Source organism: Pseudomonas sp. P867 (genome assembly GCF_019891455.1).
Taxonomy (GTDB): domain Bacteria; phylum Pseudomonadota; class Gammaproteobacteria; order Pseudomonadales; family Pseudomonadaceae; genus Aquipseudomonas; species Aquipseudomonas synxantha_A.
Genome location: NZ_JAFLXB010000020.1, coordinates 29,487 through 43,837, shown reverse-complemented (window position 1 = coordinate 43,837; position 14,351 = coordinate 29,487). Strand labels below are relative to the sequence as shown.

Annotated in this window: 14 protein-coding genes and 1 pseudogene; 6 read left to right on the top strand and 9 right to left on the bottom strand. The window is 62.8% G+C overall.

Annotated features, from left to right (window positions below; all coding sequences use genetic code 11):
- Nucleotides 1-104 precede the first annotated feature (104 nt).
- Together J1G33_RS26230 and J1G33_RS26225 are read left to right on the top strand one after the other, a co-directional pair.
- A complete protein-coding gene (locus tag J1G33_RS26230) occupies nt 105-1,274 on the top strand; it encodes a p-hydroxyphenylacetate 3-hydroxylase oxygenase component (protein ID WP_078821801.1) in 1,170 nt (389 codons plus the stop codon).
- 58 nt (nt 1,275-1,332) lie between these two features.
- Nucleotides 1,333-1,806 (top strand): annotated as a pseudogene (locus tag J1G33_RS26225) (flavin reductase family protein); the annotation flags it as partial.
- A 32-nt stretch (nt 1,807-1,838) separates the two neighbouring features.
- Here the strand turns inward: J1G33_RS26225 and J1G33_RS26220 are convergent.
- Nucleotides 1,839-3,161, bottom strand: coding sequence for an alginate export family protein (locus J1G33_RS26220; protein WP_223019055.1), 1,323 nt, complete (start codon nt 3,159-3,161; stop codon nt 1,839-1,841).
- 217 nt (nt 3,162-3,378) lie between these two features.
- Here J1G33_RS26220 and J1G33_RS26215 point away from each other — a divergent pair, with 217 nt between their 5' ends.
- The 3 genes from J1G33_RS26215 (at nt 3,379) to feaR (ending at nt 6,511) form a co-directional block, all read left to right on the top strand.
- The gene (locus J1G33_RS26215) at nt 3,379-4,878 is read left to right on the top strand and encodes an APC family permease (RefSeq protein WP_223019054.1); all 1,500 of its coding nucleotides are present in this window, start codon (nt 3,379-3,381) and stop codon (nt 4,876-4,878) included.
- Nucleotides 4,841-5,407 (top strand): DUF3156 family protein, encoded by a 567-nt coding sequence (locus tag J1G33_RS26210; protein WP_223019053.1) that lies wholly within the window; start codon nt 4,841-4,843, stop codon nt 5,405-5,407. Before J1G33_RS26215 ends, J1G33_RS26210 begins: the two co-directional genes overlap by 38 nt.
- A 162-nt stretch (nt 5,408-5,569) precedes the next feature.
- Nucleotides 5,570-6,511 carry a transcriptional regulator FeaR gene (gene feaR / locus J1G33_RS26205; RefSeq protein ID WP_005789555.1) on the top strand — a complete coding sequence of 314 codons (942 nt, stop codon included), beginning with the start codon at nt 5,570-5,572 and terminating at the stop codon, nt 6,509-6,511.
- A gap of 143 nt (nt 6,512-6,654) precedes the next feature.
- Here feaR and J1G33_RS26200 read toward each other — a convergent pair whose 3' ends face one another.
- The 5 genes from J1G33_RS26200 to J1G33_RS26180 are packed head-to-tail and all read right to left on the bottom strand — an operon-like array spanning nt 6,655 to nt 10,723.
- Complete coding sequence (locus J1G33_RS26200; protein ID WP_223019052.1) at nt 6,655-7,407, bottom strand: SDR family oxidoreductase; 753 nt, start codon at nt 7,405-7,407, stop codon at nt 6,655-6,657.
- Nucleotides 7,397-8,200 carry an SDR family oxidoreductase gene (locus J1G33_RS26195; RefSeq protein ID WP_223019051.1) on the bottom strand — a complete coding sequence of 268 codons (804 nt, stop codon included), beginning with the start codon at nt 8,198-8,200 and terminating at the stop codon, nt 7,397-7,399. Before J1G33_RS26195 ends, J1G33_RS26200 begins: the two co-directional genes overlap by 11 nt.
- Nucleotides 8,193-9,014, bottom strand: a complete 822-nt coding sequence (locus J1G33_RS26190; RefSeq protein ID WP_223019050.1) for a molybdenum cofactor biosynthesis F family protein — start codon at nt 9,012-9,014, stop codon at nt 8,193-8,195. The genes J1G33_RS26195 and J1G33_RS26190 overlap by 8 nt, the downstream gene beginning before the upstream one ends.
- 11 nt (nt 9,015-9,025) lie before the next feature.
- Nucleotides 9,026-9,391, bottom strand: a complete 366-nt coding sequence (locus tag J1G33_RS26185; RefSeq protein ID WP_103733832.1) for a cupin domain-containing protein — start codon at nt 9,389-9,391, stop codon at nt 9,026-9,028.
- A gap of 33 nt (nt 9,392-9,424) precedes the next feature.
- A complete protein-coding gene (locus J1G33_RS26180) occupies nt 9,425-10,723 on the bottom strand; it encodes an FAD-binding oxidoreductase (protein ID WP_103733833.1) in 1,299 nt (432 codons plus the stop codon).
- 206 nt (nt 10,724-10,929) lie between these two features.
- Between J1G33_RS26180 and hpaR the strand changes: the two genes are divergently transcribed.
- A complete protein-coding gene (gene hpaR, locus J1G33_RS26175) occupies nt 10,930-11,352 on the top strand; it encodes a homoprotocatechuate degradation operon regulator HpaR (RefSeq protein ID WP_005789546.1) in 423 nt (140 codons plus the stop codon).
- Nucleotides 11,353-11,389: 37 nt separating this feature from the next.
- Here hpaR and hpaI read toward each other — a convergent pair whose 3' ends face one another.
- The 3 genes from hpaI to J1G33_RS26160 are packed head-to-tail and all read right to left on the bottom strand — an operon-like array spanning nt 11,390 to nt 14,326.
- A complete protein-coding gene (hpaI, locus tag J1G33_RS26170) occupies nt 11,390-12,190 on the bottom strand; it encodes a 4-hydroxy-2-oxoheptanedioate aldolase (protein ID WP_223019049.1) in 801 nt (266 codons plus the stop codon).
- A 16-nt stretch (nt 12,191-12,206) separates the two neighbouring features.
- Entirely contained in the window at nt 12,207-13,010 is an 804-nt protein-coding gene (gene hpaH / locus J1G33_RS26165; protein ID WP_078821789.1) for a 2-oxo-hept-4-ene-1,7-dioate hydratase, read from the bottom strand.
- Nucleotides 13,011-13,021: 11 nt separating this feature from the next.
- A complete protein-coding gene (locus J1G33_RS26160; RefSeq protein ID WP_078821788.1) occupies nt 13,022-14,326 on the bottom strand; it encodes an MFS transporter in 1,305 nt (434 codons plus the stop codon).
- Nucleotides 14,327-14,351: the final 25 nt, after the last annotated feature.

Below are 14,351 nucleotides of genomic sequence, written 5' to 3'. Positions count from 1 at the left end.
GTGCATTTCCCGCCAGCACGACCCGTTCGATACTGGCCCTGCATCCAGCGCCGTTCCGCAATCCGGAACGCCTGTCGGACTTCCAATAATAAGCAGGGCCTTCCATGAAAAAGCCAAACCCGCTCCTTGAAGACCTCAAACCCCTTTTGCCGGCCATTGCCGCGAATGCCAGCCGTGCCGAGCAACTGCGCCAGGTACCGGATGAAAATATCGCCCTGCTCAAAAGCATCGGCCTGCACCGTGCCTTTCAGCCCAAGGCCTTCGGCGGCCTGGAGCTGACGCTGCCCGAGTTCGCCGACTGCATCGCCTTGCTCGCCGGTAGTTGCGCCAGTACCGCCTGGGCCATGAGCTTGTTGTGTACTCACAGCCACCAACTGGCGCTGTTCTCGACCCAGTTGCAGCAGGAAATCTGGGGTGCCAACCCGGATGCCACGGCCAGCAGCAGTATTGCGCCGTTCGGTCGGGTGACCGAGGGCGAGGGCGGGGTGTACTTCAGCGGTGAGATGGGCTGGAGCAGCGGCTGTGACCATGGCGAGTGGGCGATTGTCGGCTGCCGTCGCCAGAACGCCGAAGGCACCCAGGATTACTGCTTTGCTGTGTTGCCGCGCAGTGACTATCAGATTCGTGACGACTGGTTCGCCGCTGGCATGAAAGGCAGCGGCACCAAGACCCTGATCATCGACAACGCCTGGGTGCCCGAACACCGTATCCAGAAGGCCAAGGACATGATGGAGGGCAAGTCCGCAGGCTTTGGCCTCTACCCCGACAGCCAGATTTTCTACGCGCCGTATCGGCCATATTTTGCCAGTGGCTTCTCCACCGTCAGCCTCGGTGTGGCCGAGCGTATGCTTGAGGTGTTTCGCGAAAAAACCAGGACGCGGGTGCGCGCCTACACCGGTGCCGCCGTCGGCGCAGCCACCCCGGCGTTGATGCGCCTGGCCGAGTCCACCCACCAGGTCGCCGCCGCCCGAGCGTTCCTGGAAAAAACCTGGCAGGAACACGCCGAACACAGCGCCGCCCACCGTTATCCCACGCGGGAAACCCTGGCGTTCTGGCGCACCAATCAGGGTTACGCCACCAAGATGTGCATCGACGCGGTAGACCGCCTGTTCGCCGCTGCGGGCGGGAATGCCTGGTTCGAGCACAACGAGATGCAGCGCCTGTTCCGCGATTCCCATATGACAGGCGCCCATGCCTATACCGACTACGACGTGTGCGCGCAGATCCTCGGCCGTGAGCTGATGGGCCTGGAACCCGACCCGAGCATGGTGTAGCCGCGCCTATCACCCATAACAATAAGGGCGGCCACTCGCGGCCACCTGGGAGTCTTGCATGTCTGACGTTTTCGACCCACGGGCCTTTCGCCGCGCCCTCGGCAACTTCGCCACCGGTGTGACGGTGGTCACTGCCGCCACCGCTTCCGGGCACAAGGTCGGCGTGACTGCCAACAGTTTCAACTCGGTGTCCCTAGACCCACCGCTGGTGCTGTGGAGCATCGACAAGCGCTCCAACAGCCATGCAGTGTTCGAGGAGGCCAGTCATTTTGCGGTGAATGTGCTGGCGGCGGACCAGGTGCACCTGTCCAACAACTTTGCGCGCCCCCGTGAAGATCGCTTCGCCCTGATCGAGTACGAGCCGGGTGAGGGCGGCTCGCCGGTGTTCGCCGATTGCTCGGCGCGCTTTCACTGTGAGAAGTACCAGCAGATCGATGGCGGCGATCACTGGATCATGATCGGCAAGGTGGTGGCGTTCGATGACTTCGGCCGTGCGCCGTTGCTCTACCACCAGGGCGCCTACGCCGAGGTCCGGGCGCTGCCTCCCTGCGCGCCCGAGGTGGTTCAGAACGGCACGGCCACCACCAGCTGACTGTAGACATTGGTGCCGTTGCCGCCGACCTGGTTACCGCCGGTGTCGGCCGCTTTATCGGGTTTGTACAGGCCCAGCAGCGGCGTGATGATCAGGTGCTCGTTCACGGCCCATTCGGCGTACAGGTCCAGTTCGCGACCATCCAGGTTCAACTGGCCGCGGGTGCTGACGGTGTTGTAGTCAAAGAACAGTGCGCCGAGGGTGATGTTGCCCAGCGGCTTGACCTTGAGCGCTACGTGCTGCACCGCCGTGTTGCTGTTGAATGGGCCTGAATAGTTGCCCGCCACTTCGCCCTGCACCCAGGTGCCGTAGCCACGGTTGAAGCCTGAGAACATGCCATCCCAGTTTTTCGAATAACGTGCGTAGCGGTAGGTCAGGTCCGGTGACCAGGGCAGGTGGGCAAAGGTGTAGCCGGCTTCGACGTAACCGGCGTTTTGCTGGCTGTCGCGCCTGTCCTGGCGGGCCAGTTCGAAAGCCAGGTGCGCGTTGTCGATACCTGCATTGCCGGCACCGCGCAGGCTATAGAGGTTCATGCCTTTGCGCTGGCGCTGCAGGTCGGTGGCGAAGCGCTCGTCCACATCGATGCCGTGAATGTAAGTCAGCCCCAGGGTGCCCGGCGCGGCGCTGTACTCCAGGGTGCCGGCGGCCATCTCGGTCAGGGCCTGGGCGCGGTTGTCGGATTTGATCCACATCAGGCTGCCATGCACGCCGTCCTTGCCACCCAGGCGAATCACCGCAGTCTTGTCGAAGGCATGGCGCGCGGCAATGTAGTAGGCGCCGCCGCGATTGAACTCGCCGTCGCCTACGCCGTTGCCGAGGTTGGGGCCGTCGTCGTTGATGATGAAGCCGTCGCCCAACAGGATGATCTGGCGGCCAAACGACAGGTCCACGCCATCCTTGCCCAGCGCCGGGAACAGCTCGCCGGAGCGCCAGCCGGCGAACGCTTCGTCAAACTTGGTGGTGCGCTCGGTGCCGTTGGTCAACCCCGACGCATCGCCGTCGCCCCAGGTGCCGGAACTCACCAGGTTCGCCGTGCCGTATACGCCGCCCAGGTTGCCCAGGCTCTGCTCGACGCTCAGGCCGTACTTGATGAACCCCTCGCGCCAGGTGGAGCCGCCGCTGCGGCCATCGTAGTTCTTCGGGCTGTTGAACAGGCCGTAGACGGCAAGGAAGTTGCCGGTGACCTGGGTGTCGGTATCGGCATACAACTCGATGGCCTGGGCCTGGCCGACCAGCAGTGCAATGCCGAGGCCGACCGCCTGGCGCAGGCGGCGGTTTTTCAGTGTGTGCTCCATTGTTATTGTCCCCATCTTGGTTAAGAGTGAGGGCGCATTAGGGCGAGCGGTCGCAGGCCAAGTCTTTCATATGCGTGCCAGGCAGTTGACCCTGGCCGCCAGGCGATACGCCGTGGCAGGCAGCAACAAAACCTTCGGCAGACAGGGGCAAGACGATCGAGCCAGGTGGGGCGCAGAGTGCCGACACACTAAAAAAACCGCTTTCGAGGACCCCACCATGTCGATCAACGACCGACTCACCGCGCACCTCAACCGGGGCACGGTAGGTTTCCCCACCGCGTTGGCCAGCACCATCGGGCTGATCATGGCAAGCCCGGTGATCCTCACCGCCACCATGGGTTTTGGCATTGGCGGCAGCGCCTTTGCCCTGGCGATGCTGATCGCCGTGGTGATGATGCTGGCCCAGGCGACCACCTTCGCCGAGGCCGCCTCGATACTGCCCACCACGGGCTCGGTGTACGACTACATCAACTGCGGCATGGGCCGGTTCTTTGCGATTACCGGCACTTTGTCGGCGTATCTGATCGTGCATGTGTTCGCCGGTACCGCCGAAACCATCCTCGCCGGGGTCATGGCCCTGGTGAACTTCGAACACCTCAATACCCTGGCAGAATCGGCCGGCGGCTCGTGGCTGCTGGGCGTGGGGTTCGTGCTGGTGTTCGGGGTGCTGAACGCCTTCGGGGTCAGCGCCTTTGGCCGCGCAGAGATCATCCTTACGTTCGGCATGTGGACCACCCTGATGGTGTTCGGCGTGCTGGGCCTGATCGCCGCGCCGGCGGTGCAGTTGGATGGCTGGTTCGGGGAATCACTGGTGGGCACCGACCTGGTCACCGTGCTGTCGCTGGTGGGCATGGCGATGTTCATGTTCGTCGGCTGCGAGTTCGTCACCCCGCTGGCACCTGACCTGCGCCAATCGGCCAAGGTCATGCCACGGGCGATGATGCTCGGGCTGATGGGCGTGGCGACATGCATGTTCATCTATGGCGCCGCGATGAAACGCCAGGTGGAAAACGTGGTGCTCGACGCCGCCTCCGGCGTGCACCTGTTGGATACACCCATGGCCATCCCACGGTTCGCCGAGCAGGTGATGGGGCAGATCGGGCCGCTGTGGCTGGGTATCGGTTTTCTCTTCGCCGGTGCTGCGACTATCAATACCTTGATGGCCGGTGTTCCGCGCATCCTCTACGGCATGGCGGTGGATGGCGCGTTGCCGAAGGTGTTCACCTACCTGCACCCGCGCTTCAAGACACCGCTGCTGTGCATCCTGGTGGCCATGCTGATCCCGTGCCTGCATGCGCTGTACCTGGGCGGCAACACCGACAACATCATGCACCTGGTGCTGGCGGCGGTGTGCGCGTGGAGTTTTGCCTACCTGCTGGTGACGTTGTCGGTGGTGATCCTGCGCATTCGCCGTCCGGATTTGCCCCGGGCGTACCGTTCGCCGTGGTTCCCGCTGCCGCAGGTCGTGTCGAGCATCGGCATCCTGCTGGGCATGTGGTTTATCACCCCGCCAGGCATGAACCCGGCCGACATTTATGTGCCGTTTGGGGTGATGCTCGGCGTGACCGCCACCTATGCGTTGTTCTGGACCCTGGTGGTGCAGAAGGTCAACCCCTTCAAGCCCGCCTGCGTTGAGGAGGTGTTGGCCAAGGAATTCAGCCACGAACCGGGGCCTGCCCATGACGGTTATAACGACTTTGCGGCAAAAACTGTATGAGCTGTTCAGCGCAGACCGTGCACCGAGCGGTTATCGACCTGGGGTGACCCTGGCGCGCTTGCGGCGTGATCTGGGCCTGGCGACGCTTGAAGTGGACGGTGTGAGCTTCGAGATTTTCGAGCGCACCGAGTCGCAGTTGTTGATGCACCTGGTGCTGACCGAGTGCGTCCTGCGCGTACCTGCTTCAGCGAGTGGCGCTGGCAGCTTCGAGGTGCACCATGGCGGCGCTATTCGGCGCAACGGTATCCGCGTGCGCCGGCGCTCCGGCAGCCAGGCTCTGGCGTGTGAGCTACAGTCGCGTTTGCTGGCCGACAGCGGGTTGTTCCAGGCGCTGATGCCGCTGGATTTCAAGCGCCTGCGCATTGATCTCAAGGACCGGCAATGGTGTGTGCGCCTGGAGCATATGGGCGGGAGTGAGGTGGTCAATCGGATGCCTGCGTTTCGGCGTTACATTGCGTTGAGCACCGAGCAACGCAGGTATCTATTGGCAGCCATAGGTGGGTTGCAGCGGGTGATGTCTGGCCTGTGAAACCAATGACGCACCTCTGTGGGAGGGGGCTTGCTCCCACATACCGTTTGGCATCATTAGTGCTTCTGCAAAGGGCAAACAGGTTGTTGTTGCGTGCATATAGATAACATGTTAACTATTGCATCAGAACAACAAAAAGAACGCCACTGCGGAGACACCCCCATGAGCATCCCACAGCATGCACCCGACGGGCTCGACAGCTGGAACCGCGAACTGCGCGCCGCGTGCGGCCACTTCGATACCGAACTGGCCTTCAACCGTTCGCTGTTTATTGGCGAGATCCACAACTTGCCTCGTGGCTTGGCCATCCTGCGCACCAATGCCGGGCTGATCAAACGCCCGACGCACCACGCCGATCACGACAATGACCAGGAGTGCTTCCTGGTCAGCCAGCGCAGCGGCTATTCGCAGATCACCCAAAACGAGCAGACCGTGCAGCTGGCCCCCGGCGAGATGCTGTTGATGGACTCGGTGGGCTCCATCGAAATCACCCCCTTTGGTTTGATCGAACATGCCTCGCTGTCGTTGCCGCGCACCGAGGTGTGCAAGCACCTGGGCGGCCAGGCGCTGGCGTTCGGCAAGATCTCCTCGACCAAAGCCTGTGGGCGTATGTTGCATGTGTTGATGGATCAGCTGTGCAAGGACGACACTGATGACGACGCCACGCAAGTGGACGCGCTGCAGGCGGCCTTTGTGTCGCTGCTGGGCTCGGCGCTGGAGCAGGGCGATGAGTGCCGCGAGGGCGTTGCTGCGTTGCAGGGCAATAATCTGCGCAGCTATGTGCAAAAGGTCATTGATGAGTCATTGGGCCAGCCTGGCCTGAGCCCGATTGGCCTGGCCAACCGCCTGAATATCTCGGTGCGGCACCTGTACCGTTTGTTCGAGGAACAGGACGACAGCGTCTGCCGCTACATTCAGCGGGCGCGGCTCAAACGCAGTGCGGACGACTTGACCAACCCGTTCCTGCGTAGCGAGTCGATCACCTCGATTGCCTACAAGTGGGGCTTTACCGACTCGGCGCACTTCAGCCGGTCGTTCAAGAAGCAGTTCGAGGTGTCGCCCAAGGATTTTCGCTCCAGCCGGTTGCAGGCGGTGGGGGCATAAACAGGTCCTTCAGGCTGCAGGAGATCCAATGTGGGAGGGGCGGTGCGACGATTCGACTTGCTCCCGATAGCAGTGTGTCAGCCATTGGATATTTGACTGAACCATCGCTATCGGGAGCAAGCCCCCTCCCACATGGGTCCCCGTTATTCGGGCAGGGTGGAGCCACCATCGACCACCAAGGTCTGCCCGGTGATATAGCCAGCCAGGTCAGAAGCCAGAAACAGCATCGCGCCGGCAATATCCGCAGCCGCGCCCAAACGCCCCAGTGGCACACGGCTGGCGATGCTCTCATTCAGCGCGGCATCGCCCAGGTTGCTCATCGCCGGCGTGGCGATCATGCCCGGTTCCACGCCATTGACCCGCACATTCAACGGCGCCAGTTCCAACGCCGCGTTGCGGATAAACCCATTCACCCCAGCCTTTGACGCCGCATAGTGGCTCAGCCCCGGATAACCCACCCGGTTGCCGGTGACCGAAGACGTCACCAGCACGCAACCCCGGCCTTGCGCGCGAAACATCGGTAACGCCGCCTGGGTCAGCCAGAACAGCGCCGAAAGGTTTACCGCCAAGGTGCGTTGCAAGATCGCCGGGGTGATGTCGGCAAAGGCTGTCAGAGGGAAATACCCGGCGTTGTGCACCACAATATCCAGCTGCGCCAACCCTTTAACGCAGGCGAATACCGCCTCGGCTTGCGCCAGGTCAACGCCCACGGCCTCGACCTGATAGCCCTGCGCGCACAACCCAGCGGCCACCCTTTCAGCTTGTTCCAGCAGGCGATCAGCAATCACCACCCGCGCACCGCGTTCGGCAAAGGCTTGGACGATACCCAGGCCAATCCCTTGGGCGCCGCCGGTGACCAGCACGACTTGGCCGCTGAAATCCAGGTCATTGGGCATGAGCAGGCTCCAGGCGCGTAAACGCCAGCGTCGGCATGTCGACGATGCTGGACCCACCGTCCGCCACCAAGGTCGCCCCGGTAATGATCGATGCGTCGTCGCTGGCCAGGAAGCGGCATACCTTGGCGATCTCTTCGGCCCGAGCGGCGCGGCGCAGCGGCACATCGGCACACACGCGCTCGTACGCTTGCTGCAAGGTGTCGCCGTACGCCTCCATCAACGGCTGCATCTCGGCATCGGCCATCGGCGTGTGCACCCAGCCCGGGCACACCGCGTTCACGCGCACGCCGTGGGGGCCGTAGTCCCGTGCCAGCGAGCGATTGAGCCCGAGTAACGCATGTTTGGCCGTGGTGTAGCCGCACACCTCGGGCCCCGCCGCGAGCGAGGCGATGGAGCCGATCAGCACGACACTGCCGGCGCTTTCCTGCAACAGCGGCAGGCAGGCGCGGGCACTGTAGAACGCGCTGTCCAGGTTGCTGCGCAGCGCCGCTTCCCACGTAGACGGGCTGGTCTGGGTCGCGCTGCCCAGGCCATGACCGCCGGCACACGCCAGCAGTACATCGATACGCCCGTAGTGGGCGTGAATCTCGCGGATAAAGCCCTCCCAGGTGTCGGGGCAGGCGGCATCGCCCACCAGGATCAGGCCGCCGCTGGCCTGCGCCGCCTGTTCCAGTGGCTCGCGGCGCCGGCCGATCAGTACCAGCCGTGCGCCTTCCTGCGCGTACAGCCGGGCACAGGCGGCGCCGATGCCGGTGCCGGCCCCGGTGATCACCACCGTGCGCGCCTCAGTCACGGGGGTACTCCGTGCGGTTGAGCACCTGGCAATAGGAACTGATCGGGAAGTTCGACAGCGCGTCGAAGGATGCCCCCGCATAGCCGAAGATCTTGCCGTCGCTGCGGTGTTGTTGCAGGTCGATCAGCACCAGGCCGAGGGTGGGCACGATCTTCTCCTGCCAGACGAACAGGTACAGCTGCTCGGCGATCTTGTAGTAATGGCAGCGGTCGGTGTCGCACAAGCCTTTCTCCACACCCTCAAGGCATTGCCAGGCGTAGAACTGCGGGTTGAGGTAGATGTGCTCGTAGACCTCGCTGGGGCTGTAGCGGTAGTGGTTGCGCAGGCCCACCAGTTCCTCGGTGCGGGCGTGCAGGCAATGGCCCTCCTGCCACGGCCGGTCGAGGCTGCCGTGGAGGAACTCGGCGTGCACCGAGGTCAGCGGTTTGCCGGCCAGGGCGCGGTGGTAAAGACCTTCGTGGGTCTCTGCCGGCTCCGGCATACGGCCAATCACCGCGGTAAAGGAGGAAGTTGGCGTGTCCAGCACCAGGCTGATCGACCAGCTTTGCCCGGCCTCATGCTTGATGAAGTCCACCAGGTACAGGCCCGGGCGAATCGAGCTGGCGCGGTAGGCTGCACTACCGCTGGAGTGTCCGTCGGCGGCGTGCCAGGCCAGGCGCTCCTGTTCGAAGCGATGCTCGATCTGCCAGCCATTGGCAAAGTGCAGAGTGAAGGTCTGGCCAGCCAGGTCGGCGAGGTTCGGCAGGATGAACGCTTCGGGTGCAAAACCGTCGGCCAGGGCGCCCACGGTGATCCAGTCAGAAGAAGTGCTCATGGCAAGGCTCCTTAAACAACGGCGAAGTAGTGTTTGACGAAACTCTCGCTGACCACTTCCCACAGCACCGGCGTGCCCTTGGTCACAAACCAGCTGTCACCGGCCTTGTAGCGGGTGGACTGGCCGGTGGACTCATCGGTGAGTATCACCTCGCCGGTGACCACCGTGGCTTGTTCGGCGAACGGGTAGACCATGCGGAATTTGCCCCGGGTGGTGCCGAAGTAAGCGCTGCTGACCGCATCGGTAGGTGCGCCGAATGTCATCTTGCCGAAGGCGCGCACCTCGCCTTCAAGGATCTGTGAGCCGAGGTCGGCCACGGTGCCCCAGGCATCGAGTTCCGACAGCTGGACGTTATGTTTGACGGTGGTGAGGGTCATGGCAGTGGTTCCTGATGAGTGAAAAAAAGCGAATCAACGACGTCCGTTCCAGTAGCCGGACAATTGGTGCCAGGATTTGCCCGCCGTCAGCAGCAGAGGGCGAATTGCGTCCTTGCCGATGATGGTCGGGCGGCGGATCGAGCTGACCAGGTCATAGCGCGCCGAGCCTTCGCTCATACCTTCGGCCAGGACCTTGCAGATGATGTGGCTGGGCGTGACGCCAAAGCCTGAATAGCCCTGCACGAAAAACGCATTGCTGCGCCCCGGCAAGGTGCCGATCTGCGGGAACAGATTCGGGCTGCACGCCATCGGGCCGCCCCAGGCCAGGTCGATTTTCACGTCCTTGAGGTAGGGGAAAATCTTCAGCATCAGGTGGCGGTTCCAGGCTTTCAGGTCGCCGGGAATATGCTCGACCAAAGGCGTCGCGGCGCCGAACAGCAGGCGGTTTTCATTGGTTACGCGGTAGTAGTCGATCACCGGGCGGATATCGCTGTAGGCGCCACGGATCGGGCTGATGCGCTGTATCAATTCTTCGGACAACGGCTCGGTCATCATCTGGAAAGCGTAGGTGTTGATGGTCGAGCGGTGCAGTTCCGGTTCGAGCTTGTTGAGAAAGCTGTCACAGGCCCACAGCAACTTGCCGGCGCGTACCGAACCGCGCCCGGTGCGCACGGTGATGCGTTCGCCGTAGCTGACCTCCAGGGCCGGGCTGTTCTCAAAAATCCTTACCCCATGGCCGGCCAGCGCGGTGGCCTCGCCCAGCAGCAGGTTCAGCGAATGCACATGCCCGCCGCCCATGTGCAGCAGCGCACTGGTGTAGGCGTTGGAACCGATGATCTGCTGCACATCCGAGCCGCCGAGAAAGCGGATTTCATGCTGGCTGTTGACCGACTTGAAGTCCTTCTCCCAGGCGCGCAGGGTTTTTTCCTGGCGAGCGTTGAAGCCCATATAGCCGTAGCCGTGGCAGAAATCGGCATCGATGTTGTACTTGGCGATGCGGTTCTTGATGATGTCGGCGCCCAGGTCGCTGATCTCGAACACCTGGCGCAGCCCATCTTCGCCCACGTCCTTCTTGATCTTCTCCAGGTCATGGCCGATGCCCGCCATGATCTGCCCGCCGTTGCGGCCGGTGCCGCCAAAGCCCAGGTAGCGCGCTTCAAGCACCACGATATTGGTGATGCCTTTTTCCGCCAGTTCCAGCGCGGTGTTGATCCCGGAAAAGCCGCCACCGATCACCACGACGTCCGCGTCGATGTCTTGCTCCAGGGTGGGGAAGCTGAGGTTGTATTTCTTGGTGGCGGTGTAATACGTAGGGGTTTCGATGTTGATCATGGCGCAGCCTGAAAAAGTGAAGGGAGGCGCTAAAGCGGATGCCTCCATTAGGGCCCCTGACGGGCTGGAAGTCTTGATCCTGCGTGCCCGGGTTTTTGATTCAGCGCGCCACGGGCGAGGGCACACACAAGTTATAGCGCGCTCGCTGGCGGGTAATGTTAGAGTTTCGTTAAATTATTAACTAAATACTTCGTGACCCTGATCCTATGTCCAAACCTCGACAATCCCTGACCCTGGCCTTGCTGCAAGCGCGTGAGGCCGCGATGAGTTTTTTCCGCCCGTCCCTGAATGAACACGGCCTGACCGAACAGCAATGGCGCATCATCCGCATCCTCGAACAGCACGGTGAGCTGGAGATTTACCAACTGGCGGAACTGGCGTGCATCCTAAAGCCGAGCATGACCGGCGTGCTGGTGCGCATGGAAGCCGCCGGCATGGTGCACCGACGCAAGGCCGAACAGGACCAGCGCCGGGTGCTTATCACCCTGGCAGACAAGGGCAAGGCGAGTTTCGAGTCCATGAGCCAGTGCATGGAGGCCAACTACCAGCGTTTGCAGGATCAGCTTGGCGAAGAGAAATTCCAGACCTTGCTGGGGTTGCTGGATGACTTGAAGAACATCAAGCGCTGAACTAATGACTGAACCACCGCCGGTCAACTGTGGGAGCTCAGTAGACACCACCGGTATTGGCAGCCACCGGTACGTCTTTGAACTTCCCGGCCAGGCTTTGCAACCCGCGCATCAACACGGTGGTATCCACTCCCACCGCCACGAACGTTGCGCCCAGTTCGATATAGCGCCGCGCCAGGCGTTCATCCGCACTGAGAATCCCCGCCGCCTTGCCCGCTTGAACGATGCGCACAATGGCGTCTTCAATCGCCGCCTGCACTTCAGGATGCCCGGGGTTACCGCGATGCCCCATGGCCGCACTCAAGTCCGCCGGGCCGATGAACACACCGTCCACGCCTTCGACGGCGGTGATAGCGTCCAGATTGGCCAGGCCCTCGCGGTTTTCAATCTGCACCAGCAGGCACATCTGCGCGTCGGCCTGGTCGAGGTAGTCGGTGATGCTGTTCCAGCGCGAAGCACGGGCCAGGGCACTGCCGACGCCGCGAATACCCTGGGGTGGGTAGTGCAGGGCGCGCACCAGTTCTTGGGCCTGGGCAGCGCTTTCGACCATGGGCACCAGCAGCGTCTGCGCGCCGATATCCAGCAGTTGCTTGATCAATGCCGTGTCGCCGACCACCGGGCGAATCAGCGCCTGGCTGGGGTAGGGCGCGATGGCCTGCAATTGCGCAAGCATCCCCGGCAGGTGGTTGGGCGCATGTTCGCCGTCGATCAACAGCCAGTCGAAACCGGCATTGGCGGCCAACTCGGCGCTATAGGCATTGGCGAGGCCAAGCCACAGGCCGATCTGCACCTCGCCGTTGTGCAGGCGTTGTTTGAAGCGGTTGACAGGCATGTCCATGACAATCCTCCAGTGTTCAGACGAAGCGACAGGCGATCGAACCGAGCAGGTCGTAGTCGACGTGGAAGGTATCCCCGGGGCGGGCGGCCACCGGGCGGGTAAACGAGCCGCCGAGAATCACCTGGCCCGGCAGTAAGGTGACGTCATGCGCCGCCAGCTTGTTGGCCAGCCACGCCACGCCCTTGGCCGGGTGGTTGAGCACTGCCGCCGAGACGCCGGACTCTTCGATCACGCCATTGCGATACAGCACCGCCGGCACTTTGCGCAGGTCGATCTCGGTGGGGCGCACAGCCCGGCCACCGAGTACCACGCCGGCATTGGCGGCGTTGTCGGAGATGGTATCGAACACCTTGCGGGTGGCGTTGGTCTGTGGGTCGACCTGCTGGATGCGTGCGTCGATGATCTCCAGCGCGGGAATCACCCATTCGCTCGCATCGAGCACATCGAACACCGTGCAGTTGGGGCCCTTGAGCGGCTTGCCAAGGATGAACGCCAGTTCCACTTCCACACGCGGCACGATGAAGCGTTCGAAGGGAATATCACTGCCTTCGTCGAAAAACATGTCATCGAGCAGGGCGCCGTAGTCGGGCTCGGTGATGTTCGAAGAAACCTGCATGGCCCGTGAAGTGAGGCCTATCTTGTGGCCCTTGAGCGTGCGCCCGTTCTTGATCTTTTGCGCAACCCATTCGCGCTGGATGGCGTACGCATCCTCGAGGGTGATGCCGGGGTAGTCGAGGGAAAACTGACGCACCTGTTCGCGGCTGCGTTCGGCGCGGTCCAGGTGGGCGGCGGCCGCGAGGATTTGCTGGGAGTCGAGCATGGCAACGGTCTCTAGTGTGGGTTGACGATGGCGGCCTGAGTGCGCAGCACCAGCAGGCCACCGAGGGCGATAAACAGGGCGAGTACGTACAGGGCCAGGCTGGCGCTCTGGGTGGCGTCGCGCATCCAGCCGATCAGGTAGGGCGCGAGGAACGCGGCGATGCTGCCGAACGAGCTGATCATGGCGATGCCCGCCGCCTGAGTGGTATTGGAAAGAAACGCCGGCGGCAGTTGCCAGAACATCGGCAGCGCCGCGCTGGCGCCCATGCCGGCGACCACCAACCCGCTCATCACCAGCAGCGCATTGCCGGGCGCCAGGCCCGCGACGGCAATGCCGACAGCGGCCATCAGCAGGGGCACGCATAAATGCCAGCGACGCTCGCGCTGGCGATCGGACGAGCGCCCGCAGCCGAGCATGAAGAAGCAGCCGGCCAGGTAGGGCACGGCGCTGAGCAAGCCGACCTGACTGTCGCGGCCGATGCCGGCGCCGTGGATCAGGGTCGGCATCCAGAACGCCAGGGTGTTGACCGCCAGCATCACCGCAAAGTACACGGCCACCAGCAGCCACACTTGCGGGTCCCGCAGGATGCCGCTGAACGAGGTGATGGTCTTGCGCTGTTCTTCGTTGCTCAACTGGGTACGCAGTTGCTGTTTTTGTTCGCTGCTCAACCAGTGCACCACTTCGAAACTGTCCGGCAAGCACTTGAGCACCACCAGCCCCAGCAGTACCACGGGCGCACCTTCGATCAGGAACATCCATTGCCAGCCGCGCAGGCTGCCCACGTCGTGGAAGTTCTCCAGGATCGCCCCGGAAATCGGCCCGCCCAACACCCCGGCCATGGGCACGGCAATGGCAAACAAGGCGGTGACCTGGGCACGTCGCCGCGCCGGGTACCAGCGGTTGAGAAACACCAGAATCCCCGGGAAAAATCCGGCTTCGGCCACCCCCAGCAAAAAGCGCAGCACGTAGAAGCCCCTAGCACTTTCCACCCACAACATGCCGGTGGAGAGCAGGCCCCACACCACCATCAGGCAGGCGATCCAGCGTCGTGGTCCGACCCGGTCCAGGGCCATGTTGCTGGGCACGCCGAACAGCGCATAGGCAATGAAGAACAGCCCGGCGCCGAAGCCGTACACCGTGTCGCTGAACTGCAGGTCGTGGCTCATCTGCATCTTGGCGAAGCCGATGTTGATACGGTCCAGGTGGGCGAACAGGTAACACACCAGCAACAAGGGCATCAGGCGCCAGGTCACCAAACGATGGGTGCGGTCGTGCTCGGCAAGCCGCAGGCTTGCAGTGGAGTGGGCTGTGCTCATGATGTTGTACTTTTTGTCTGAGTGG

Excerpts from the sequence above, each read along its gene's own strand:
- J1G33_RS26230 (WP_078821801.1), top strand. The coding sequence starts at position 105 with ATGAAAAAGCCAAACCCGCTCCTTGAAGACCTCAAACCCCTTTTGCCG.
- J1G33_RS26220 (WP_223019055.1), bottom strand. The coding sequence starts at position 3,161 with ATGGAGCACACACTGAAAAACCGCCGCCTGCGCCAGGCGGTCGGCCTC.
- J1G33_RS26215 (WP_223019054.1), top strand. The coding sequence starts at position 3,379 with ATGTCGATCAACGACCGACTCACCGCGCACCTCAACCGGGGCACGGTA.
- J1G33_RS26210 (WP_223019053.1), top strand. The coding sequence starts at position 4,841 with ATGACGGTTATAACGACTTTGCGGCAAAAACTGTATGAGCTGTTCAGC.
- feaR (WP_005789555.1), top strand. The coding sequence starts at position 5,570 with ATGAGCATCCCACAGCATGCACCCGACGGGCTCGACAGCTGGAACCGC.
- J1G33_RS26200 (WP_223019052.1), bottom strand. The coding sequence starts at position 7,407 with ATGCCCAATGACCTGGATTTCAGCGGCCAAGTCGTGCTGGTCACCGGC.
- J1G33_RS26190 (WP_223019050.1), bottom strand. The coding sequence starts at position 9,014 with ATGAGCACTTCTTCTGACTGGATCACCGTGGGCGCCCTGGCCGACGGT.
- J1G33_RS26185 (WP_103733832.1), bottom strand. The coding sequence starts at position 9,391 with ATGACCCTCACCACCGTCAAACATAACGTCCAGCTGTCGGAACTCGAT.
- J1G33_RS26180 (WP_103733833.1), bottom strand. The coding sequence starts at position 10,723 with ATGATCAACATCGAAACCCCTACGTATTACACCGCCACCAAGAAATAC.
- hpaR (WP_005789546.1), top strand. The coding sequence starts at position 10,930 with ATGTCCAAACCTCGACAATCCCTGACCCTGGCCTTGCTGCAAGCGCGT.
- hpaI (WP_223019049.1), bottom strand. The coding sequence starts at position 12,190 with ATGGACATGCCTGTCAACCGCTTCAAACAACGCCTGCACAACGGCGAG.
- hpaH (WP_078821789.1), bottom strand. The coding sequence starts at position 13,010 with ATGCTCGACTCCCAGCAAATCCTCGCGGCCGCCGCCCACCTGGACCGC.
- J1G33_RS26160 (WP_078821788.1), bottom strand. The coding sequence starts at position 14,326 with ATGAGCACAGCCCACTCCACTGCAAGCCTGCGGCTTGCCGAGCACGAC.